This window comes from Planococcus sp. SE5232 (genome assembly GCF_050686535.1).
Taxonomy (GTDB): domain Bacteria; phylum Bacillota; class Bacilli; order Bacillales_A; family Planococcaceae; genus Planococcus.
Genome location: NZ_JBOGCP010000001.1, coordinates 1,482,257 through 1,505,216, shown reverse-complemented (window position 1 = coordinate 1,505,216; position 22,960 = coordinate 1,482,257). Strand labels below are relative to the sequence as shown.

Genomic DNA, 22,960 nt, shown 5'->3' with positions numbered 1-22,960 from the left:
TCATTTCTTCCATAATCGAAAAAGGATTCCCTCCGAATAACTCGGTATGGAAATCCTTTTGCATTTTTCTTAGTATTCCATAATAATCGGGATAATCATTGGACGGCGCTTTGTCTGTTGGAACAGGTAGGAATTCAATGTATCGCGAATTTCCTGTTTGATGTTGTTCCATTCGAATGCGTCTCTGGTTACATATTTTTCAACGACCTTGCGGACAAGTCTCGTGGATTCATCCATCAATTCTTCTGATTCACGGACGTATACAAACCCGCGCGAAATCATTTCAGGACCGGAAGCGATTTTCTTCTCTTTACGGTTGAGCGTAACAACGACGATGAAAATTCCATCCTGTGACAATAATTTACGGTCACGCAAGACGATATTTCCTACATCCCCGATGCCAATTCCATCAATCAGGACGTTGCCGGCTGTTACACGTCCGCTCATCCGGACCTTGCCGCCTTTGTATTCTACGATATCACCTTTATCAGCAATAAAGATTTCAGACTTGTGCAAGCCGACTTGTTGAGCCAACTTAGAGTGGGCAATCAGCATTTTGTATTCGCCTTGAATTGGGATGAAATACTTTGGTTTCATCATGTTCAGCATCATTTTCAAGTCTTCCTGGCTGCCGTGGCCCGAAACGTGGACTTTTTTGCTTGAAGTCAAAACGTTCGCTCCTGCTTTTGCCAGTTTGTTCATCGTTTGGAACATTGGAACTTCCATACCGGGTGATGGTGTGAATGTAATCAATACGGTGTCGGTTTCTTTGATTTTAACATCTTTATGCTGCTTGCGGACCATTTTGTCGAGTGCCTCAAGCGGTTCCCCTTGGTTACCCGTAACAATGATGACCACTTCGTCATCGCGGTAGTTTTCCAAATCTTTCAGCGAAATGACGGTATCCTCGTGAACAGTCAAGTAGCCAAGGCGCAAGCCGACTTCGTAGCTGCTCTCCAAGCTTCTACCGGCTACAGCGACTTTTTTGCCTGTCGCTGTTGCAATATCAAATACCTGTTGGATACGAATAAAGTTTGATGAATACAGGGATACTAATACACGGCCTTCTGCAGCAATGAATGCTGACAGAATGTGGTCAGCAACCACAATTTCAGATGTCGTATAGCCAGGACGTTCAGCTTCAGTGGAGTCAGACAACAGCATCAGGACGCCATCTTCCCCTAATTTCGCCATTTTCGCGATATCAGGTTTATAGCTTCCTTTAGCTGATTGATCGAACTTAAATTCTCCTGTATGCACGATAGCGCCTTCTGATGTGTGGAAGACGATCCCAAGTGCGTCAGGAATACTGTGTGTTGTATGGAAGAACGTCACATGGGTCTTATCGAAGTTCATGCGGCTCTTATTGGTTACTTCAAAGAATTTGACATGCTTCAAAGAACCTTGTTCTTTAATATGCTCTTTGGCTAACGCAATCGTCAATTTCGATCCGTAAACCGGAGCCTGGATCTTTTTCAATAAATAAGCGATTGAACCGATCGCATCTTCGTGTCCGTGCGTCAAAAAGATTCCTTTGACGCGGTCTTTGTTTTCTTCCAGGAAGGTCATATCCGGAATGACGATATCGACGCCCAGCATCTCATCTTCCGGGAACATCAATCCGCTGTCTACAACAAACAGATCTTCATCGATTTCTACTACATACATAGCTTTGCCGATTTCGCCGACGCCGCCTAATGGTATTACTCTTATTACTTCATTTTTAATTTTACTCAATTTATTTCCTCCTAAAATTCACCCGTACACATCCATAGAATTCATTATACGGGAATCACCGGAAACAGTCCAAAGAAAAAAATAAACCGGCGCAATGGCCGGTTCATTTCTACGATTGCTGTAAGGGATTAAATGATGTTTTCTTCAATCAAAGCTTCTGCAATCTGAACCGAATTCAACGCCGCGCCTTTAACCAGGTTATCCGAAACCACCCATAGGTGGAAGCCGTTCGGATTGTCCAGATCCTGACGAATACGCCCGACAAATACCTCATCCAGACCCGCTGTCATTAAAGGCATTGGATAAACCTGATTTGACGGATCATCCATCAGTTCAACGCCTGGTGCATCCACCATCGCCTTTTTCACCTGTTCGACAGTCGCAGTCCCTGCGAGTTCCACGTAGACCGACTCCGAATGCCCTGTGACCACTGGAAGGCGTACACAGGTGGCTGCTACTGCCAAAGAATCATCGTGCATGATTTTTTTGGTTTCATTGATCATCTTCATTTCCTCGAATGTATAGCCATTGTCAGTGAATTGATCGATTTGCGGAATGACGTTGAACGCAATCGGGTAATGGCGTTCAGCGGATTTGACGGGCAGCATCTTCGCCTCGGCTGATTTTGCATGGTCAAAGTTGCCCGCCTGTTCTTTTAGCTCATTGATGGCATCAATGCCTGCTCCTGAAACGGCCTGATAAGTGGAGACCACGACTTTCGTTAAACCGAATTGCTCTTTTAGCGGCTGCAAGGCGCAGACCATCTGGATGGTCGAACAATTCGGGTTGGCGATGATTCCTTTGTGGAGGCCAAGATCACTTTTGTTCACTTCAGGTACAACCAATGGCACTTCTTTGTCCATGCGGAAGGCACTGGTATTATCGATGACGACTGCACCCCGTTTAACGGCTTCAGGCGCGAATTTTTCTGAAACGCTGCCACCTGCACTGAACAAGGCGATGTCGATGCCTTCAAAAGACTCCGGCTTCGCTTCTTGGACAGTGTATGTCTTGCCGTTGAATTCAATTTCTTTACCGGCAGAGCGGCTTGAAGATAAAAAGACGATTTCTTTTACGGGGAAATTCCGCTTCTCCAACTGCTCCATCATTTGTTGGCCGACTGCCCCTGTTGCTCCCATAATCGCTACGTTGAATGTTTTCACAATATTCGCTCCTTCTATGATGATTTGAATTATTGTAACATAATTTAGTCAATTAAAGGAACGAAATCACAAAAAAGCTTCCCTAAACTAGGGAAGCTTCTTTCGGACGGATGATGGATACTGCTGGCGACTCTACCAGAATCTCCAATAACGCGACTACTTTTTCAAGTGACACCTGATCGATCTGCGTCAGCACTTCGTCATAAGTCTGGTGCTTGCCGAGCAGCAACTCGTGTCTGCCGTTGCGGCTCATCCGTGCACTGGTACTCTCAAGCCCAAGCATCAAACTGCCCTTCAATTGCTCTTTGGAATCGGTGATTTCTTCTTCAGTGATGCCGCCATTCTTCAATTCCTTCAGCAAGCTCATGATTACCTGCTGCATTTCAGCCATCTGCTCATCTGAAGTTCCCCCGTATATCGCCAGCGTTCCGTGATCGGAATATGCCGAATGATAAGAGAAAACCGAATAGGCCAATCCACGTTGTTCCCGGATTTCCTGGAACAGCCTCGAAGACATGGACCCACCGATAATATTGTTCAAAACAGTAACATTGTAAATATCCGGATCATTCAAAGACAGGCCTGGAAATCCAAGGCATAAGTGGCCTTGTTCAGTCTCTTTGTTCTTCAATGAGTAGCCCGCCGTAAAGACAGGCAGTTGATATTTTTTAGGGCTCTCTTTTTTCTCAAAATGACCGAATAACGCTTCTATTTCTTCCAAGAGCGCCGGTGTGATATTGCCAGCCACCGACACAACCGTGTTTGCCGGTGTGTAATGCTGATTCATGTATTCACGGATCTTCTCGGGCGTAAAGCTCGCAAGGGTTTCAGCGGTCCCTAGTATCGGGGCGCCGATTGAATTTTGCGGATACATGACACGCCAGAGCTGTTCATGCACATCATCATCTGGCATATCTTCTGTCATACTGATTTCCTCCAGGATAACTTGGCGTTCTTTATCGAATTCCACAGGATCCATCTGCGAATTGAAGAGCATATCAGCCAACACTGCTACTGCATGCTCTGCATGATGATCCAGAACCTTTGCATAGTAGCAGGTGTATTCTTTTGATGTATATGCATTGATATCGCCGCCGATGCGGTCGAATTCCCGGGCGATTTCTTTGGCGGTCCGTGAATCCGTCCCTTTGAACAGCATATGTTCGATAAAATGGGTGATGCCGTTTTCTTCCGGCAATTCATCCCGGGAGCCATTATTGACAAAGACCCCTACCGCAACGGAATGAAAATGGGGAATGTGTTCGGAAACGATGCGCAATCCATTTTTGCAAGTCTGTGTGGTCACCATGTGCATGTTCCTCCTTATAGTAAAAAATTGCCGACAAAGTCGGCAATTTTCAATGGTTGGTTATTCTTGATTTTGTTTTTCTTTGGCTTCTTTTTGTTCTTTTAAAACAACCTTACGTGACAAGTTTACACGTCCTTGACGGTCAATTTCAATTACTTTGACTTCGACAACCTGGTCCATCTTCAAAACATCTTCCACTTCTTTCGTCCGTTCTTCTTGGATTTCAGATATATGGAGAAGTCCGTCTTTGCCAGGGAACAATTCAACGAATGCCCCGAATTTCTCGATGCGCTTCACTTTGCCTTCGTAGTATTCGCCGACTTTTGCTTCACGTACGATGTTTTCGATCATTGCTTTCGCTTTAGCGTTCATCTCTTCATCGACAGATGAAATAAAGATGGTGCCGTCTTGTTCTGTATCAATCTTAACGCCTGTTTCATCGATGATTTTGTTGATCACTTTACCGCCAGGTCCGATCACGTCACGGATCTTGTCCGGGTTGATCTTCACCATGATGATTTTCGGTGCATAGGCAGAAAGAGTTGTTCTCGGTTCAGCAATCGTTGCCAGCATCGATTCAAGGATGTGGATACGGCCGATTTGAGCTTGTGTCAACGCCTCTTCCAGGATTTCACGTGAAAGGCCATCGATCTTGATGTCCATTTGCAGAGCTGTAATGCCTTTAGCAGTACCAGCCACTTTAAAGTCCATATCGCCCAGGTGATCTTCCATACCTTGGATATCAGACAGTACGGTATAGTTATCGCCTTTTTTCACTAGGCCCATCGCAATGCCTGCAACCGGAGCTGTCAATGGGACGCCGGCATCCATCATTGCAAGCGTTGAAGCACAGATGCTCGCCTGAGAAGTTGAACCGTTTGATTCTAATACTTCCGCAACAAGGCGGATGGTGTATGGGAAATCTTTTTCATTTGGAATGACAGCTTCCAATGCGCGTTCACCAAGTGCTCCGTGACCGATTTCACGGCGTCCAGGTCCACGAAGGAATCCAGTTTCACCTACAGAGAACAACGGGAAGTTGTAATGGTGCATAAAGCGTTTTGTATCTTCGATGCCAAGGCCGTCGATGATTTGAACATCGCCTAAAGCGCCAAGCGTACAAATGCTCATTGCCTGTGTTTGACCACGCGTGAACAAACCGGAACCGTGCGTACGGTTTAAAATGCCGACTTCAGAAGACAATGGACGGATTTCAGAAGGTCCACGGCCATCCGGACGGATTTTTTCGTCAGTGATCAAACGACGGACTTCATCTTTGACCATTTTATCAAGAATCTGGCCAGCCTGTTTTTTCACTGCATCGTCCGATTCTTCATATGAAGCCATAGCACGAGCCTTAACTTCATCAATGGCTTCGTTGCGTGCTTGTTTTTCATTGATTTGGACAGCTGCATTCAATTCAGCTTCTACCGCTTCTTTAAGTGAGCTTGTCAGGTCGGCATCCAATTCATATAGCTGGATATCGGTTTTGTCTTTACCGACTTCCGCAGCAATCTGTTCTTGGAAAGCGATCAATTTCTTGATTTCTTCGTGGCCGAACATGATCGCTTCTAAAATGATTTCCTCAGAAACTTCCTTCGCTCCTGCTTCCACCATATTGATGGCATCTTTTGTTCCGGCAACCGTCAAGTTGATCGAGCTTTTTTCAAGCTGATCATTTGTCGGATTGATGATGTATTGTCCGTCGATCAAGCCGACGATCACTCCAGCAATCGGTCCGCCGAAAGGAATATCAGAAATCATCAAGGCTAGAGAAGAACCGAACATTGCAGCCATTTCTGACGGGCAATCCTGATCTACTGACATGACCATTGAAATGACCTGAACTTCATTACGGAAGCCATCCGGAAATAATGGACGGATTGGACGGTCGATCAAACGGCTTGTCAAGGTCGCTTTTTCGGAAGGGCGTCCTTCACGTTTGATGAAACCGCCTGGGATTTTACCTACTGCATATAGACGCTCTTCGTAGTTTACAGTCAGTGGGAAGAAATCCAATGGTTTTGGAGTTTTTGAAGCGGTTGCAGTTGAAAGAACTGCTGTATCGCCATAACGGATCAATGCTGCTCCGTTTGCTTGTTTTGCCAATTGGCCGACCTCAACCTGTAATTCACGGCCTGCCCAATCAAGTGTGTAGACTTTTTTTGCTTGCCCCATAATATCGAGCTCCTCTCTCTTACCTTGTTTCTATATACTATATGTATCCAATAGTAGTGTATCAAAAAAGCATCCGGTATGCGATGCGATAGATTAAAGTTTTATCCATAAAGAAAAAGCGGGACGAATCCCGCTTTTACTGTTTGCTATTAACGGCGTAGGCCAAGTCTTGCGATTAACTCGCGGTAGCGAGCTACTTCGTTTTCACGTAAGTATTTCAGCAAGTTACGACGGCGTCCAACCATTTTGAATAGACCACGACGTGAGTGATGATCTTTTTTGTGAGTACGTAAGTGCTCATTCAAATTGTTGATGTCTTCTGTAAGAATGGCGATTTGAATTTCTGCAGACCCAGTATCTGTGTCATGCACTTTGTATTCATTGATCAATTCATTTTTACGCTCTTGTGTGATTGCCATACTGTTTCCACCTCCTAATTTCTGATATCCCCAATTACCGAGCAAACGTTGGTGATTCGATTTGCCAAGCAACGGTTAGTACATTCAGTACTCATAAATAATAGCATAAGGATTTTTTAAAATCAACTGCACCGTCTAATTAATGCCTGCGAAAAATTGCTCAGCAGTTTCTTTGTCCCGCTGAATCTGAGCCTTCAGCTCATCGATGCCCGAAAACTTCTGCTCATCCCGAATTCGCTCATGCCATTCAACTTCCACCATTTCTCCGTAGATTGATTTATCAAAATCGAGGATATGGACTTCAATGACTTGTTTTTTCACATCCGGGTTATTGAAGGTCGGCTTGTAGCCGATGTTGCAGACACCATTATAGAATTGTCCCTGCACTTGGATTTTCACCGCGTAGACGCCGCGGCTCGGAACGACCGCACCCAGCTCAGGTTCGACATTGGCTGTCGGAAAACCGATCGTACGCCCTCGCTTATCGCCATTTACAACAGTGCCTAATACGCGGAATGGACGTCCCAGGAGATGGCAGACCTCTTCAACTGCACCGTTCTTCAACAATTCACGGATGCGCGTCGAACTGATTTTTTCATTGCCGTCTTCCAGCTTATCAACCACGCTGACGCCATATTGGCCTTCTCCAAACTGTTTCATCAATGCCATATCGCCTTTGCCTTTACTGCCGAACGAAAAATCAAATCCAGCTGTGACATGCACCACATTGAGGCCTATAATGAAAAACTTGATGAACTCTTCAGGCGTCAGTTTGGCGAATTCAGAAGTGAAACGGACGATAAAGCAATAATCGACACCCATATCTTCCAGGATTTCCATCTTTTGCTGCATCGGCGTAATATAAAAGACTTCTTCTTTTCTGCCGCCGAGCACCAGGGAAGGATGCGGATCGAAGGTCATGACCGCTGACTTGACGCCTTTTTGTTTGGCTTGTTCGATCGCTGCCCCAATAACGCTCTGGTGTCCTTTATGTACCCCATCAAAAAAACCGAGCGCCAATGACAAAGGGCCAGTTTCGAAATTGGGTTTCACGTGAATCGGATAACTTAAATGGATAATTTTCATGTTACACCTCGTCAGCTGTCGGAAAACCGAACATTTTTTCAGGTTTCATCTTGTCCGCTTTTTCAGGATGGTCTTTATAGAGCGCTACAGGGTTTCCCTGAACCGTTAAAACCACAAATCCCATTTGATCGAGGATGGCATGACGCGCCAAAACCTGACCATTTTTCACAGCAAAAATCTGTTTAGGCTCGATTTCCATAAATGGAAATGCACTTAAGCCATAGCTGAGCGGTTTCAAAATGTCACCGATATCTCCATTTTGAGCAAGTTCGGCCACTTCGGCAAGTGTTACGCAATCTTTTTGGCTGAATTTCCCGGATTCTGTCCGTGTCAGCCTCGACATATGGGCAGGATACCCCAGGGCTTGACCGATCTGCACTGCCAGTGTCCGGATATAAGTTCCTTTGCCGCAGCGGATACGGATATTGAATTTGATCTCCTGTCCTGCCCATTGCTGATCATCATCCAATAATTCAATGGAGTCGATGCGAACTGTACGTTCGGGCCGCTCAACAGCAATTCCCTGTCGTGCATATTCATAAAGCTTTTTACCGTTCACTTTAACTGCAGAATACATCGGTGGAATTTGTTTGATGTTGCCTGTCAACCCCAGCAGCACCTCAGCCACTTGGTCACGTGTAATAAGCTTCTCAGACGCATCCGTATCCACAGTCTCGCCCGTCGCATCTTCCGTTTCAGTCGAATAGCCGATTGTCACTTCAGCTTCATAGGTTTTCCCTTGGTCGGTAATGTACTCCGCTACTTTCGTCGTGTTGCCGATGCAGATCGGCAGTACCCCATCCACTTCGGGATCCAACGTTCCCGTATGTCCAACTTTTTTTGTCTGAAGAATTTTTCTCAGTTTGAAGACGCAATCATGAGACGTCATTCCTTTTTCTTTCCATAAAGGCAGAATTCCATTCAATGCCATATGCCTCAGCTCCTTTGCTTGATGCAAAAAAAAGCCCGCTATCTAAAATAGACAGCAGGCTCTTTTTAATCTTCTTTTGGTTCTTGGATATCACGCAATAAGGTATCGATCCGATTGCCGTACGCAACCGACGAATCGATTTCAAATGACAATTCCGGAGTTTTACGAAGACGGATCCGCTGCCCAATTTCAGAACGGATAAATCCTTTTGACTTCGTCAACCCAAGCAATGTCTGCTCTTTTGCATAGTCTTCGCCTAAAACGCTGATATATACAGTTGCCTGTTGGAGATCTCCTGTAACTTCAACATCTGTTACAGTGACAAATCCGATACGTGGATCTTTCAGTTTTCGGCTGATGATATCGCTAAGCTCTTTTTTCATCTGCTCAGCTACACGATTCGCGCGCATTGTCATTGCTAATCCACCTCGTTCTTACAAATATTCTTTTTCAATCTCCAAGCATTCCCAAGCAGGATTGCTTTCCAAATAGTAGAGAACCTGCGCCATTTCCTTATCTGCCATTTCTTTGGATGAAGAAACGAGGACAAAGGCGATGCGGGTCCGCTGCCAAACATTCTGGTGGTCAATCTCTGCTGCGGAAACATTGAATTTCTGTCTGCTGCGGGTCAGCATGCTTTTCACGACTGCCCGCTTATCTTTTAACGAATGTGCCGTTGGAATGAAGAATTCGCATTCCATGTACAGGATCATTTGCGTTCGATTTCTTCCATAACGTACGCTTCGATAATATCCATTTCTTTGACATCATTGAATTTTTTGATGGTGATACCGCATTCGTAGCCTTTAGCTACTTCTTTGGCATCGTCTTTAAAGCGTTTCAACGTATCAATTTCACCTTCGAATACAACAATGCCTTCACGGATGACGCGGACGCCACTTTCTCTCGTGATCTTGCCTTCAGTTACATAGCTTCCGGCAATTGTACCAACTTTAGAAACTTTGAATGTGCTGCGGACTTCAGCTTGACCGATAATTTTTTCTTCAAATTCAGGATCAAGCAAGCCTTTCATCGCGAATTCAATTTCTTCGATCACTTTATAGATGATGCGGTGCAGACGGATGTCCACGCCTTCTGCCTCAGCAGCGCGTTTCGCGTTTGCATCAGGACGGACGTTGAAACCGATGACGATGGCATTGGATGCAGCTGCCAATGAAATATCGGATTCCGTAATGGCTCCAGCGCCTGTGTGGATAATTTTCACGTTGACGCCTTCCACATCGATTTTAAGAAGAGATGCAGCCATTGCTTCAACGGCTCCTTGAACGTCAGCTTTGACGATCAAGTTCAATTCCTTCATTTCGCCTTGTTTCAATTGATCAAACAAGTTATCAAGAGTTACCCGTGTTTTTTCAGAACGCTGAACTTGAAGCGCTGAAGTTGCACGCGTTTCCCCAACCTGGCGAGCTGTTTTCTCATCTTCAAAGACAACAAAGCGGTCTCCTGCTTGCGGTACATCGTTCAGACCGGTAATTTCCACTGGTGTTGATGGTCCCGCTTCTTTGACGCGGCGTCCAATATCAGAAACCATGGCACGAACACGGCCAAATGTATTTCCGACAACAATCGGATCTCCGACTTTCAACGTACCATCCTGAACAAGTAGAGTAGCTACTGAACCACGGCCTTTATCAAGCTCTGCTTCGATAACTGTACCGATTGCACGGCGCGCGGGATTAGCTTTCAACTCACCAACTTCGGATACCAGAAGGATCATTTCAAGCAATGAATCGATGCCGTCTCCAGTCAGAGCAGAAATCGGAACAAAAATCGTATCGCCGCCCCAAGCTTCAGCTACTAGTCCGTGCTCAGTCAATTCTTGCATAACGCGGTCAGGGTTTGCACTTGGCTTATCCATTTTGTTGACTGCGATGATGATCGGAACTTCTGCCGCTTTGGCATGGTTGATTGCTTCAACTGTCTGTGGCATAACACCGTCATCTGCTGCAACAACGATAATTGCAAGGTCAGTCACTTTTGCTCCACGTGCACGCATCGTCGTAAACGCGGCGTGGCCAGGAGTATCAAGGAACGTGATTTTCTTGCCGTTGTCGTCAACAACCTGATAAGCACCGATATGCTGTGTGATTCCGCCTGCTTCTCCAGCAGTCACTTTCGTGTGGCGGATCGAATCAAGCAAAGTTGTTTTACCATGGTCAACGTGCCCCATGATGGTAACTACCGGGGGACGCTCTTGATTTAGGCTCTCGTCTTCAGGTTCAAAGTAAACTTCAAGATCCGTTTTATCCACTAAGATCTCTTCTTCCACTTCAACTTCATACTCGGCACAAATCAATTCAATTGCATCTTTATCCAACTCTTGGTTAATGGTAGCCATTACACCAAGCATGAACAATTTTTTGATGATTTCAGAAGGCTCGCGCCCTAATTTTTTTGCAAGCTCAGCTACTGTCAATGACTCACTGAAAGTGATTTTAGCCGGCAGTTCTTTTTCTTTTTTAGGCATTGGCGGCAATGGATTTACCGGTTGCTGCTGCTTTCCTTTGCGGTTGCGGTTTTGGAAGCCGCTACGGTTTCCGCCGCCTGGACGTCCTGAAGAACGCTGGCCAGGTCCTGCTGTCGGTTTAGCTGCCTTCGGTGTAAAATTCGATCCCGATTTTGCCGGTACAGTTGGTCGTTGGCCATTCCCTTGTGAACGGGACTGTCCTTGACTAGGCGCTGCAGCTGGACGGGATTGGCTTTGTCCTGATGGACGCAACTGGCCGCCTTGCGGACGTGACTGCCCTTGTCCTGATGGACGCGACTGGCTGCCTTGCGGACGGGATTGTCCCTGTCCTGATGGACGCGACTGGCTGCTTTGTGGGCGGGATTGCCCTTGGCTTGGTGGACGCGATGGCGCTTGCGGGCGCTGCCCAGCTGATGCATTTTTGTAGATGCTGTCTAATTTCGATACAGCATTATCTTCTAATGTAGCCATATGGTTTTGCACGGTAATATTATGTTTAGACAACTCATTGATAATTTCTTTACTTGGCTTGTCTACCTTCTTAGCATATTCATGTACTCGAATTTTGGTCATCTGCTCGCCCCCGATTAATTTCTTCATATAAGCTGGTTATTTTCTTTGCAAATCCTTTATCTGTGATCGCAATAACTACCCGCTCTTCTTTGCCTATCGCATGTCCCAACTCGAAACGGGATCCAAAAACATGGAGATCCACTCCATACGACTTGCATTTGTCCTGCAGTTTCTTACTGGTGTTTTCTGAAGCGTCTTCAGAAAGTATCACTAATTTCGCTTTGCCTTTTCGAACTTCATTCACGGTCATTTCTTCACCTGAAATGGTCATTCTTGCACGTGTGGCCAATCCAAGTAATTGAAGAATTTTCTGTTTGGTCATTATTTCAACTGCTCTCTGAGAACGACGCGAATTAACTCATCATAGATTTCGTCTGGAATTTTGACTTCCAATTGCTTGTCGAGCACTTTCTTTTTACGGGCAGCCGCGATGGCATCTTCCGATTTCGAAAGGTATGCGCCGCGTCCTGATTTCTTGCCCGTCAAATCGACGGATACTTCGCCTTCTTTTGAACGGACAACGCGGATCAATTCTTTTTTAGGATGCATCTCGCCTGTAGCTACACACTTCCGTAATGGAATCTTCTTTTGCAGAGCCAACGGACATCACCTTTTCTACATTATTCTTTTTCTTCGTAAAAATCAAAGTCGTCCAGTTCTTCACCGGATTCCACTAATTCGATATCAGCGTTCGGGTTTGGGTAAATCCCAAGTTCACGAGCATCGGTTTCACTCTTGATATCGATTTTCCAGCCAGTTAATTTCGCTGCCAAACGGGCATTTTGTCCGCGTTTGCCGATTGCAAGAGATAATTGATAATCAGGAACGACTACAGTAGTCGATTTTGCTTCTTCGTTTACTTGTACATCCAATACTTTGGACGGGCTAAGCGCGTTTGCTACAAAGACAACCGGCTCTTCTGACCATTCCACAATATCGATTTTTTCTCCGCTTAATTCGTTGACGATTGTCTGAACACGTCCACCCTTGGATCCAACACATGAGCCGACGGGATCGATATCATCACGGTGCGCGAAAACAGAGATTTTTGAACGGTCTCCGGCTTCGCGTGCAATTGATTTGATCTCAACGATGCCATCGTAGATTTCAGGCACTTCATTTTCAAATAAACGGCGAAGCAATCCTGGATGTGTGCGCGAAACGAATACTTGCGGTCCGCGTGTCGTACGCTCCACTTTCGTGATATACACTTTGATGCGGTCATGCGGCTTATAATGTTCGTTTGGCATTTGCTCTGTCTGTGGCAACACAGCTTCAACTTTACCCAGTCCAACATACAGATTGCGTGCGTCCATACGCTCAACAATGCCGTTGACGATGTCGTCAGCACGATCTACGAACTCTTCGAAGATCAAGCCGCGTTCAGCTTCACGGACACGCTGTGTAACGACTTGTTTTGCCGTCTGAGCAGCAATGCGTCCGAAATTGCGGGGCGTCACTTCTTCTTCCACGACATCTCCAAGCTCGTAGGCCGGATTGATGACTTTGGCGTCTTCCAACGAAATATGAAGGCGTTCATCTTCAACTTCCTCGACAACATCTTTACGGGAATAAACCAGCATTGTCCCCGTATTCAAGTTCAAATCTACACGGACATTCTGTGCTTGGTTAAAATTCCGTTTGTATGCAGTTACCAAAGCTGCTTCAATCGCTTCAATCAGGACTTCACGCGAAATCCCTTTTTGTTTCTCCAATACTTCAAAAGCATCCAATAACTCACTGCTCATATTATTCACTCCCAGGTTCTTCAATCAGGTTTAACAGAAAAATCAATGGCTAAACGAATCACTGCTATTTTTTCTTTTGCAATAGTAATTATTTTTCTGCGTGTTTTGATCTTGATTTCAATTTCCACTTGTTCATCGTCATAAGACTTAAGATAACCTTCAAACTCTTTTGCATCTTCAACCGGTTCATAGGTCTTGATGTAAATAAACTTACCCATAGCCTTTTCGAAATCTTTTTCCTTCTTCAATGGACGTTCTGCCCCTGGGGAAGAAACTTCCAGGAAATAGTTTTGTTCAATCGGATCTAATTGATCCAGGATTTCACTTAACTTTTCACTTACCAAAGCGCATTGATCAATATCAATAGGTGCTTCAGGATTGTCTACATATACCCGTAAAAACCAGTTGCGGCCCTCTTTCAGGAATTCCACATCGACTAGTTCCAGTGATAATTCACTGGTGATGGGCTGTGCTATCTTCTCGATTTGTTCTGTGATTTTGCTCATACATGCCTCCCGCCAATTTTATGCCATAACAAACAGAAAAGAGCGGGAGAACCCACTCTTCTGCGACAGAGCTATCAGTAAATGTTACTACAATAATACCACAAACGGCGCCGTGGTGCAACTGGCTAGAACAGGGACAGCTGGTTAGCGTCAGGCATCCCTTCCAGGCAACCGTGATCATCCATATATTCGATGATTGTTTTCGAAACCCGGCCACGCTGCTGCAGATCTTCTTTGGAGAGGAATTCCCCATGCTCACGGGCAGCAACAATCGATTTCGCCGCATTGGTCCCCAGTCCTGGAATGGCATTGAACGGTGGAATCAAGCTTTTTCCGTCAATGATGAATTGATCTGCAGATGATTTATACAGATCCACCTTCTGGAAAGTATAGCCGCGTTCCACCATTTCAAGCGTCAATTCCATAACCGTCAATAGGTTCTTCTCTTTTGTTGATGCTTCCAAACCTTTAGAGTTGATGTCATCAATTACAGCACGGATCGAGTGTGATCCTTTCGCCATGGCATTCACATCAAAATCCTCTGCACGAACTGTAAAGTACGCTGCATAATAAAGAACCGGAAAATGCACTTTAAAGTAAGCGATCCGCACAGCCATCAAGACATAGGCTGCGGCGTGGGCTTTCGGGAACATATACTTGATTTTCTTGCAGGATTCGATGTACCAGTTCGGCACGCCTTCTTTTTTCATGGCTTCTTCAAATTCCGGTGTCAACCCTTTACCTTTACGGACAGACTCCATAATCTTAAATGCCAATGAAGATTCAAGTCCCTGATAAATCAGGTAGACCATGATATCATCCCGGCACCCGATTACATCCGACAATTGGCAGGTCCCGTTTTGGATCAGTTCCTGCGCATTGCTCAACCACACATCCGTACCGTGGGACAGTCCGGAAATCTGGACCAGCTCAGAGAAGGTGTTCGGTTTCGTCTCCTCCAACATCTGGCGCACAAAGCGCGTACCGAATTCCGGAATTCCAAGCGTGCCTGTTTTACAGCCGATCTGCTCTTTGGTCACACCAAGCGATTCCGGACCGGCGAAGATTTTCATCACTTCCGGATCATCTGTAGGGATGGTCTTCGGATCGATGCCGGACAGATCCTGAAGCATGCGGATCACCGTCGGATCATCATGTCCGAGAATATCCAGCTTCAATAAGTTATCGTGGATGGAATGGAAATCAAAATGCGTCGTCTTCCATTCCGAATCCTGAGCATCTGCCGGGAATTGAATCGGCGTGAAATCATAGATGTCCATGTAATCTGGGACAACGATTATCCCCCCAGGATGCTGTCCAGTACTGCGCTTGACTCCCGAACAGCCTTGCACAAGGCGGTCGATTTCTGCGCCCCGCAAGGTCATCTCGCGGTCGTTGGCATAGCCCCGGACATAGCCATAAGCTGTTTTTTCCGCTACTGTACCGATCGTACCTGCGCGGAAAACATTATCTTCCCCGAATAATTCCTTCGTGTAATTATGGGCTACTGCCTGATATTCACCACTGAAGTTCAAATCGATATCGGGAACTTTATCTCCTTTAAATCCTAAAAACGTTTCAAACGGAATATCTTGGCCTTCTTTTTGATATGGAATATCACAATCCGGACAATTCTTATCTTTCAAATCGAATCCCGAACTGACTGAACCGTCATCAAAGAACTCCGATTTCTTGCATTTACTGCAAATGTAATGCGGAGGCAACGGATTGACTTCAGTGATTTCAGTCAATGTCGCAACCAGCGAGGAACCAACCGACCCACGGGACCCTACCAAGTAACCATCGTCCAGTGATTTCTTCACGAGTTTGTGCGAAATCAGATAGATAACCGCAAATCCGTGCCCGATGATGGATTTCAATTCTTTCTCGATACGGGCTTCCACGATTTCAGGCAATGGAGCACCATAAATCTGGGCTGCCATATTATAGCTCAATTCGCGGACTTCTTCATCGGCGCCTTCAATTTTTGGTGTATACAATTCATCTTTAATCGGCTTGACGACATCGATCATTTCGGAAATTTTAACGGAATTCTCAACCACCAGTTCATGCGCTGTTTCAGCCCCAAGAAAGTCAAAGGCGTCCAGCATTTCATTGGTCGTCCTGAAATGTACTTTCGGCAGTTTCTGGCGGTTCAGTGGATTAGCTCCGCCTTGGGAACCGATCAGCACCTGCCGGAAGATGGCATCCGTTTCGTCCAGATAATGGACGTTTCCTGTGGCAACCAAAGGAATTTCCAATTTACGGCTGACTTTCACCAGTTTACGGATGATGTCCTCTAAATTCCATTCATCACGGATCATTTCCCGTTCAATCAGATGTGAGTAGACCTCTTTCGGATGAACTTCCATATAATCATAAAATTGAGCCATCTTTTCGACTTCTTCCATTGACTTTTGCATCACTGCTTCAAAAACTTCGCCTTTATCGCAGCCCGAGCCGACCAGCAGCCCTTTCCGATGCCTTTGCAACAACGAACGCGGAATTCGGGGTACCCGGTAGAAATAATCGATGTGAGAAGCCGACACCAATTTGAAGAGGTTTTTCAAGCCTTCATCATTTTGCGCCAACAACGTGCAGTGCGTCGGCCGGGACCGTTTATAAGCGTCGCCGCTTCCGACATAATCATTGAGCTGATCGTGGTAGAGAATGCCTTTTTGATCAGCTTCTTTTAATAGATGCGTCAATAGATACGAAGTTGCTTCGGTATCGTAGATCGCCCGGTGATGCTGGGTCAGTTCGATCCCGAACTTCTTGGCCAATGTATTCAATCGGTGATTTTTCAGTTCTGGATGAAGCATGCGCGCGAGTTCCAATGTATCGATCGTGGCATGCTTCTTATCAATGCCGAATTTCTTATAGCAGACATACAAGAAGCCCATATCGAATGAAGCGTTATGGGCGACCATTATATGATCTCCTGCCCACTCGTGGTATTTGCGGATTACGTCTTCCACTTCGGGTGCATTCTTGACCATGTCATCCGTGATGCCCGTCAAATCGATCGTCGTTGACGACAGCTCATGGTGCGGGTTGGCAAAGCTCTCAAACTTATCGATGATCTGTCCGCCTTTGATCTTCACTGCAGCGAGCTCGATGATCGTATCGTAAACGGCAGATAGGCCTGTCGTCTCCAAGTCAAAAACCACAAAAGTTTCCTCTTCCAATAAAGCATGGCGCTCCTCATAAGCAATCGGCACTCCATCATCGACTAAATTCGCTTCCAACCCAAAAATCGCTTTGATGCCATGCTTTTTGCTGGCTGCATAGGCATCCGGAAAGGATTGTACACCGGCATGATCCGTAATGGCGATGGCTGGATGTCCCCATTTGGCCGCTTGGCTAACCAGTGACTCAACAGATGAAACTGCATCCATTTGGCTCATCGGCGTATGCAGATGCAATTCGACGCGTTTTTCTTCTGCCGTGTCCCGTCGAAGTACGGGATTGATTTCAACCATATCCTGCGCCATCATCACCAAGTCACGGACAAAGGTGTCAGTTTGGATCGAGCCGCGCGCTTTCAGCCACATGCCTTTTTTAGCATTGGCCATCAATTCGGCATCTTCCTTGTCACGCGAGAACATCTTCACGAGAATCGAATCGGTATAGTCTGTGATTTTTACTGTCAACAAGGAACGGCCGCTCCGAAGCTCTCTTACTTCGGCATCAAATACATAGCCTTCAATGGTCACTCTGCGTTCTTCATCGACAATGGATTTGATCTCAACAATATTTTCATCCGGCTTGATGGCTGTACCCATTTGGAATGGACCGGATGGAGTACCGTTCTCTTTGCGGTTTGTCTCTCGTTTCTTCATATCGGACAATGCTTTATTTGCCATTTCCGCTTCTTCACGCAGGCGTTCCGCCATGAACGCTTCATGGGCCGCTTCCTGGTTTTCGTCTGACAGCTGGAAATCGATGGCAACATGCGGGAAGCCGAACTGATGATATACTCCCGCTAATTTTTCGCTGTATTTTGACTTCAGCGCCATCATTTCGTGTTCATGGTTGCATTTCAATAACAGCTTATTGCCATTCCAGACAGGCGCCTGTGACAATAATCGCTCACGCAACGGGGGCGCCATGTCCGCCAGTTCTTCGACAGCGTATCTCCAATAAGATAATACAAGGTCTTCCTGTACGGTTTCCTGCGCCGCCTCAATGTTCAATTGAATTGAAGCGATGGGTGAAAACGTGCTATAAAGTCGTTCTTTTAATAATAGGTACAAATCGATCGGCAGGATATTCTTCAGTTTCACAAGAAATTTCCACGACCGTTCTTTTTTATGGACGGTCATCCGTGTCAGTTCAGCCTCTTCGAAAAAGGGCATATGTACATCGTCCGCTAAGTCGAGATGCTGAAGCAGCAATTTGAATCGCATCTTGGAGTCTTGCTGGTTTGTCATAATTATCCCCTTCGTGGTAGTAATTTAAAAAAGCGCAAGTGCTTGTCATACCTGACGCTTATAGCTATAGAAACGAGCAGAAAAAGAAAGGAAAGTACATATTGTACTTTCCTTTCATCATATCAGATTTTGCTGTTATTTTTTAAAGAACTGCTGTAATTGATCGAGTAATTCTTCACGCGTCCACTCGAATGTTTCACCTGTCCGCCGTATTTTGACTTCCAGTATTCCTTCAGCCGCTTTTTTGCCGATCGTAATGCGGATCGGCAACCCGATCAGATCTGCATCCGTGAATTTCACGCCTGCCCGTTCCTTGCGGTCATCGAGCAGCACTTCGTAGCGATTTGATTTCAGCAAGGCATAAAGCTCTTCACCAAGCTCACGTTGCACATCGTCCTTGACGTTGACAGGCACCAGATGAACCTCGTAAGGAGCAACAATATCCGGCCATGTAAAGCCGTTGTCGTCCTGGAATTGTTCCGCGACTGCAGCGAGCACACGTGACACACCGATGCCATAGCAACCCATGATATAAGGCATCGCTTTGCCTTGGTCATTCAGGAAAGTGCCCTTCAACGGAATGCTGTAGGTGGTTCCTAATTTAAAGATATGGCCGACTTCAATTCCTTTGGCAAATTGAATCGTGCCCTGGCCATCAGGAGAAGCATCGCCTTCCTGGATAAAACGAAGGTCGTGGTAAGCTTCGACTGGAAAGTCTTTGCCCGGTGTGACGTTTTTATAATGATAGCCACTTTCATTGGCGCCGACTACAGCATTGACCATGTTTTCAACTGCATGGTCCGCAAACAGCCGGATATCTGAAGGAAGGTTGATCGGACCTAGAGAACCGATATCGCAGGACAATAATTGCTGAACCTCTTCCGGAGTCGCCATGTCGATGACTTTCGCGCCCGTCGCATGTTTGACTTTAACGTCATTGACCTCATGATCTCCTCTTGCTAACACGATGACCAATTCATCGTCTGCTTTGAAGACCAATGTCTTGATGCATTTTTCAGCAGTTGTATCTAAAAACTCAGCTACATCTGCAATGGTGTTCTTATCTGGCGTCGCCACTTTCTCCATTTCTTCCGGCGTTTCATCTGAGGCGGGATAAGCTACATTGACAGCCGCCATTTCAATGTTGGCTGCATAAGAGGATGTGTCGGAATAAGCAATCGTATCTTCTCCAATTTCAGACAGCACCATGAATTCATGATTGTCTTTACCGCCGATGGCACCGGAATCCGCGATTACCGCACGGAAGTTCAAGCCAAGACGTGTAAAGATATTGGTGTATGCCTGCATCATGACATCATAGGTTTCATCCAGGCTTTCAGGTGTCGCATGGAATGAATAAGCATCTTTCATCAGGAATTCACGGCCACGCAATAATCCGAAGCGCGGACGCTTTTCGTCTCTGAACTTCGACTGGATCTGAAAAAGATTCAAAGGAAGCTTTTTATACGATTTGATTTCATCGCGAAGCAAGCTCGTGATAACTTCTTCATGAGTCGCTCCCAGAGCGAATTCACGGTCATTGCGGTCCTTCAAACGCATCAGTTCATCGCCGTACGAATACCAGCGCCCCGATTCCTGCCATAGTTCGGCCTGCTGGAGTGCGGGCATGAAGATTTCCACACTGTTGGCGGCTTCCATTTCTTCACGGATGACGGTTTCCACTTTTTGAAGTACGCGTTTGCCGAGTGGCAGGAATGAGTAGATGCCGCTGGTATTTTGGCGGATAAAGCCTGCGCGCAATAAGAGTTGATGCGATCTGACTTCTGCATCTGCTGGAGTTTCACGTAAAGTAGGGATAAAAGTTGCTGTTTGTTTCATTCCAAAATACACCTCAACTGACTATAGGATTTTTATTGATGGATTAAAAGTTCAGGACAGGCAGTAATAACTGCCTGTCCGGTATTGCTTAATCGACTATTTAAAAGAAATACTTTTGAATATCGTTCCAAGTGACGACGATCATCAGCAGCATGAGCAGCATGATCCCTACAAAATGGACCATCCCTTCTTTTTGCCGGTCAACCGGTTTTCCGCGTACCGCTTCAAGAATGAAGAACATCAGGCGTCCGCCGTCCAATGCAGGAAGCGGAAGCAGGTTCATGATCCCTAAGTTGATGCTGAGCATGCCTGCCCAGCTCATCAAGGTGAAGAATCCGTATTTGGCGACTTCTTCAGTCGTCTTATAGATCCCAACTGGACCGGATAAAGCATCAATCGTGAATTGGCCGGTCACCAGCATTCCAAGCAGACGGAAGATTTCCTTGAACCAAAAAACGGTCTGCTCAGCGCCATAGACAAAGGATCCGAGAAAATCTTTTTCTACCGGGCTTTGATACAGTACGCCGATGACGCCAATTTGTTCAGGTGACTGTTCAGATATTTCAGGAGTGATCGTAAAGTTCAATGCTTCTCCATTACGTTCAACTTCGAATTCAAGAGGATTACCGGCATTGTTCTGAACCGACTCCACCAGTTCATCCCACGTGCCGATCGAATTCCCTTCAATTTCGGTCACCAGGTCTCCATTCTGCATACCCGCTTCAGCTGCCGGACTTTCCTCCGTCACTTCAGTAATTACTGGCTCGAAGGTAGGAATCCCTTGCATCATGCCGAGTGCAGTGAATATCAGGAATGCGAGGATAAAGTTGAATAAGGGTCCAGCAAAAATGGTCATGAACCGCTTTCCGACTGTTTTCGAATCAAACTGCCGGTCATAAGGAGCCAAAATGGTTTCTCTCCCATTTTCCTCAACCACAGCATCGCGCGCAACGTCAATGCGCACCAGCTTTTCATCTTCATCATACCCTTTGATCCACAGCTCTTTTTCCAGATCCGCTTCTTCTACTTCAAGAAAAAGGATTTCCGGATAAACGTGCTTCTGGTTCATGATGATCTTTTTTGCCTGGCCTTCTTTATTCAATAAAACACCTATGCGATGGCCTGCCTGAAGTTGGATGGTATCCATATCTTCCCCGGCCATACGTACATATCCACCAATCGGCAACAAACGCAACGTGTATAGCGTTTCTCCTTTAGTGATGCCCAAAATTTTCGGGCCCATCCCAATTGCAAATTCACGTACCAGAATGCCGGCACGTTTTGCGAAAAGGAAATGGCCAAATTCATGGAAAAAAACTAAAGCACCGAAAATTATTATAAACGAGATAACTGTCTCCATTTCGAACCCATCCTTATAAACTTATTCGGTTTTGATCTTTAGTTATTTTAGCATGTTTTTTACAGATTTTCTTGTTTCAGCATCTACATGCAGAATCGTTTCAAGATCGGGGTTGGCCAGAACATCATGCTGATCCATTGCCCGCTCGATCAGTTCTTCGATCTGCAGGAACTTTATTTCTTCATTAAGGAATAAGGCGACCGCCTGTTCGTTTGCCGCATTCAGGACAGTAGTCATGGTTCCGCCTGCAACACCCGCATCGAATGCCAGCTGCAATGCACGGAAACGTGTATAGTCCATTTCCTGGAAATTCAATTTTCCGATTTCAGCCAAGTTCAGACGGTTCGCGTGCTGACGGGGAAGCCGGTCCGGATAGGACAAGGCATATTGAATCGGCACCCGCATATCGGGCGTCCCAAGCTGTGCCATCACGCTGGTGTCCTGGAATTCGACCATTGAGTGGATAATGCTTTCACGGTGTAGCACCACATCAATATCCGAATATGCGAAATCAAATAATATATGTGCTTCAATCACTTCAAGGCCTTTGTTGACCATGGTTGCGGAATCTATCGTGATTTTCGATCCCATCGACCAGTTCGGATGATTCAATGCATCCTGTACGGTGACATTTTTCAGCTGTTCACGCGTCAAGTCACGGAAGCTGCCGCCGGAAGCCGTTAAAATCAACCGGCTTGCCTGGTCTTTCTTTTCTCCATTCAACGCCTGGAACAACGCCGAGTGTTCGCTGTCGACAGGAAGAATCGCTGCGCCGTACTGTTTTGCACTGTCCATCACCAAATGTCCCGCCGTCACGAGTGTTTCTTTATTGGCGATTGCTATGGTACGGCCAAGTTTAATCGCTTCCAGTGTCGGCTCAAGACCAACACTTCCAAGTACAGCATTGACCAGAATATCGGCGTCATAGACAGCAATTTCAATCAGTCCCTCAGCTCCTGCCACAAAAGAGACAGCCGGATATTCAGCTTTCAGTGTTTTGGCATCTTCAGATTGCTGGACACATACAATTTCAGGAGTAAATTCAGCGATCAATTTACGAGTGATGTCCATATTTTTTCCGGCAGAAAATCCGATCAATGAAAATTCTTGCGGATGTTCGCGGATAATATCAGCTGTCTGCACACCGATTGAACCGGTTGCACCCAGCAGGATGATTTTCTTAACCATTC

The 22,960-nt window shown here is 45.9% G+C and carries 18 protein-coding genes; all 18 read right to left on the bottom strand.

What is annotated here, in order from left to right:
* Positions 1-69: 69 nt before the first annotated feature.
* The 18 genes from ACRC6Q_RS07035 to dxr all read right to left on the bottom strand — a co-directional run bounded on the left by ACRC6Q_RS07035 (position 70) and on the right by dxr (position 22,958).
* On the bottom strand, positions 70-1,737 hold the full coding sequence (locus tag ACRC6Q_RS07035) for a ribonuclease J (protein ID WP_223633158.1): 1,668 nt from the start codon (positions 1,735-1,737) through the stop codon (positions 70-72).
* 128 nt (positions 1,738-1,865) lie between these two features.
* Complete coding sequence (locus ACRC6Q_RS07030) at positions 1,866-2,903, bottom strand: aspartate-semialdehyde dehydrogenase (protein ID WP_223634849.1); 1,038 nt, start codon at positions 2,901-2,903, stop codon at positions 1,866-1,868.
* Between the two features lie 79 nt (positions 2,904-2,982).
* A complete protein-coding gene (locus ACRC6Q_RS07025; protein ID WP_223633175.1) occupies positions 2,983-4,209 on the bottom strand; it encodes a M16 family metallopeptidase in 1,227 nt (408 codons plus the stop codon).
* 60 nt (positions 4,210-4,269) lie between these two features.
* The gene (gene pnp / locus ACRC6Q_RS07020) at positions 4,270-6,387 is read right to left on the bottom strand and encodes a polyribonucleotide nucleotidyltransferase (RefSeq protein ID WP_223633178.1); all 2,118 of its coding nucleotides are present in this window, start codon (positions 6,385-6,387) and stop codon (positions 4,270-4,272) included.
* Between the two features lie 149 nt (positions 6,388-6,536).
* Entirely contained in the window at positions 6,537-6,806 is a 270-nt protein-coding gene (gene rpsO, locus ACRC6Q_RS07015; RefSeq protein WP_142826542.1) for a 30S ribosomal protein S15, read from the bottom strand.
* Positions 6,807-6,941: 135 nt separating this feature from the next.
* Positions 6,942-7,892, bottom strand: a complete 951-nt coding sequence (ribF, locus tag ACRC6Q_RS07010; RefSeq protein WP_431466112.1) for a riboflavin biosynthesis protein RibF — start codon at positions 7,890-7,892, stop codon at positions 6,942-6,944.
* 1 nt (position 7,893) lies between these two features.
* The gene (gene truB, locus ACRC6Q_RS07005; protein ID WP_317851894.1) at positions 7,894-8,823 is read right to left on the bottom strand and encodes a tRNA pseudouridine(55) synthase TruB; all 930 of its coding nucleotides are present in this window, start codon (positions 8,821-8,823) and stop codon (positions 7,894-7,896) included.
* Positions 8,824-8,888: 65 nt separating this feature from the next.
* Positions 8,889-9,239 (bottom strand): 30S ribosome-binding factor RbfA, encoded by a 351-nt coding sequence (rbfA, locus tag ACRC6Q_RS07000; RefSeq protein ID WP_215099824.1) that lies wholly within the window; start codon positions 9,237-9,239, stop codon positions 8,889-8,891.
* 18 nt (positions 9,240-9,257) lie between these two features.
* Entirely contained in the window at positions 9,258-9,536 is a 279-nt protein-coding gene (locus ACRC6Q_RS06995; protein ID WP_431466111.1) for a DUF503 domain-containing protein, read from the bottom strand.
* On the bottom strand, positions 9,533-11,884 hold the full coding sequence (infB, locus tag ACRC6Q_RS06990) for a translation initiation factor IF-2 (protein ID WP_431466110.1): 2,352 nt from the start codon (positions 11,882-11,884) through the stop codon (positions 9,533-9,535). The genes ACRC6Q_RS06995 and infB overlap by 4 nt, the downstream gene beginning before the upstream one ends.
* The gene (locus ACRC6Q_RS06985; protein ID WP_223633191.1) at positions 11,862-12,206 is read right to left on the bottom strand and encodes a YlxQ family RNA-binding protein; all 345 of its coding nucleotides are present in this window, start codon (positions 12,204-12,206) and stop codon (positions 11,862-11,864) included. Before ACRC6Q_RS06985 ends, infB begins: the two co-directional genes overlap by 23 nt.
* The gene (gene rnpM, locus ACRC6Q_RS06980) at positions 12,206-12,484 is read right to left on the bottom strand and encodes an RNase P modulator RnpM (RefSeq protein ID WP_223633206.1); all 279 of its coding nucleotides are present in this window, start codon (positions 12,482-12,484) and stop codon (positions 12,206-12,208) included. Before rnpM ends, ACRC6Q_RS06985 begins: the two co-directional genes overlap by 1 nt.
* Positions 12,485-12,504: 20 nt before the next feature.
* Positions 12,505-13,632 carry a transcription termination factor NusA gene (nusA, locus tag ACRC6Q_RS06975; RefSeq protein ID WP_223633209.1) on the bottom strand — a complete coding sequence of 376 codons (1,128 nt, stop codon included), beginning with the start codon at positions 13,630-13,632 and terminating at the stop codon, positions 12,505-12,507.
* 20 nt (positions 13,633-13,652) lie between these two features.
* Positions 13,653-14,138 (bottom strand): ribosome maturation factor RimP, encoded by a 486-nt coding sequence (gene rimP / locus ACRC6Q_RS06970; RefSeq protein WP_223633212.1) that lies wholly within the window; start codon positions 14,136-14,138, stop codon positions 13,653-13,655.
* Positions 14,139-14,263: 125 nt separating this feature from the next.
* Positions 14,264-18,571 carry a PolC-type DNA polymerase III gene (locus ACRC6Q_RS06965; RefSeq protein WP_223633215.1) on the bottom strand — a complete coding sequence of 1,436 codons (4,308 nt, stop codon included), beginning with the start codon at positions 18,569-18,571 and terminating at the stop codon, positions 14,264-14,266.
* Positions 18,572-18,706: 135 nt separating this feature from the next.
* Entirely contained in the window at positions 18,707-20,410 is a 1,704-nt protein-coding gene (locus ACRC6Q_RS06960; protein WP_431466109.1) for a proline--tRNA ligase, read from the bottom strand.
* Positions 20,411-20,510: 100 nt separating this feature from the next.
* On the bottom strand, positions 20,511-21,770 hold the full coding sequence (gene rseP, locus ACRC6Q_RS06955; protein ID WP_298828459.1) for an RIP metalloprotease RseP: 1,260 nt from the start codon (positions 21,768-21,770) through the stop codon (positions 20,511-20,513).
* A gap of 42 nt (positions 21,771-21,812) precedes the next feature.
* Entirely contained in the window at positions 21,813-22,958 is a 1,146-nt protein-coding gene (gene dxr / locus ACRC6Q_RS06950; RefSeq protein ID WP_431466108.1) for a 1-deoxy-D-xylulose-5-phosphate reductoisomerase, read from the bottom strand.
* Positions 22,959-22,960 lie beyond the last annotated feature (2 nt).

Excerpts from the sequence above, each read along its gene's own strand:
- ACRC6Q_RS07025 (WP_223633175.1), bottom strand. The coding sequence starts at position 4,209 with ATGGTGACCACACAGACTTGCAAAAATGGATTGCGCATCGTTTCCGAA.
- pnp (WP_223633178.1), bottom strand. The coding sequence starts at position 6,387 with ATGGGGCAAGCAAAAAAAGTCTACACACTTGATTGGGCAGGCCGTGAA.
- rpsO (WP_142826542.1), bottom strand. The coding sequence starts at position 6,806 with ATGGCAATCACACAAGAGCGTAAAAATGAATTGATCAATGAATACAAA.
- ribF (WP_431466112.1), bottom strand. The coding sequence starts at position 7,892 with ATGAAAATTATCCATTTAAGTTATCCGATTCACGTGAAACCCAATTTC.
- truB (WP_317851894.1), bottom strand. The coding sequence starts at position 8,823 with ATGGCATTGAATGGAATTCTGCCTTTATGGAAAGAAAAAGGAATGACG.
- rbfA (WP_215099824.1), bottom strand. The coding sequence starts at position 9,239 with ATGACAATGCGCGCGAATCGTGTAGCTGAGCAGATGAAAAAAGAGCTT.
- ACRC6Q_RS06995 (WP_431466111.1), bottom strand. The coding sequence starts at position 9,536 with ATGATCCTGTACATGGAATGCGAATTCTTCATTCCAACGGCACATTCG.
- infB (WP_431466110.1), bottom strand. The coding sequence starts at position 11,884 with ATGACCAAAATTCGAGTACATGAATATGCTAAGAAGGTAGACAAGCCA.
- ACRC6Q_RS06985 (WP_223633191.1), bottom strand. The coding sequence starts at position 12,206 with ATGACCAAACAGAAAATTCTTCAATTACTTGGATTGGCCACACGTGCA.
- nusA (WP_223633209.1), bottom strand. The coding sequence starts at position 13,632 with ATGAGCAGTGAGTTATTGGATGCTTTTGAAGTATTGGAGAAACAAAAA.
- rimP (WP_223633212.1), bottom strand. The coding sequence starts at position 14,138 with ATGAGCAAAATCACAGAACAAATCGAGAAGATAGCACAGCCCATCACC.
- ACRC6Q_RS06965 (WP_223633215.1), bottom strand. The coding sequence starts at position 18,571 with ATGACAAACCAGCAAGACTCCAAGATGCGATTCAAATTGCTGCTTCAG.
- ACRC6Q_RS06960 (WP_431466109.1), bottom strand. The coding sequence starts at position 20,410 with ATGAAACAAACAGCAACTTTTATCCCTACTTTACGTGAAACTCCAGCA.
- rseP (WP_298828459.1), bottom strand. The coding sequence starts at position 21,770 with ATGGAGACAGTTATCTCGTTTATAATAATTTTCGGTGCTTTAGTTTTT.
- dxr (WP_431466108.1), bottom strand. The coding sequence starts at position 22,958 with ATGGTTAAGAAAATCATCCTGCTGGGTGCAACCGGTTCAATCGGTGTG.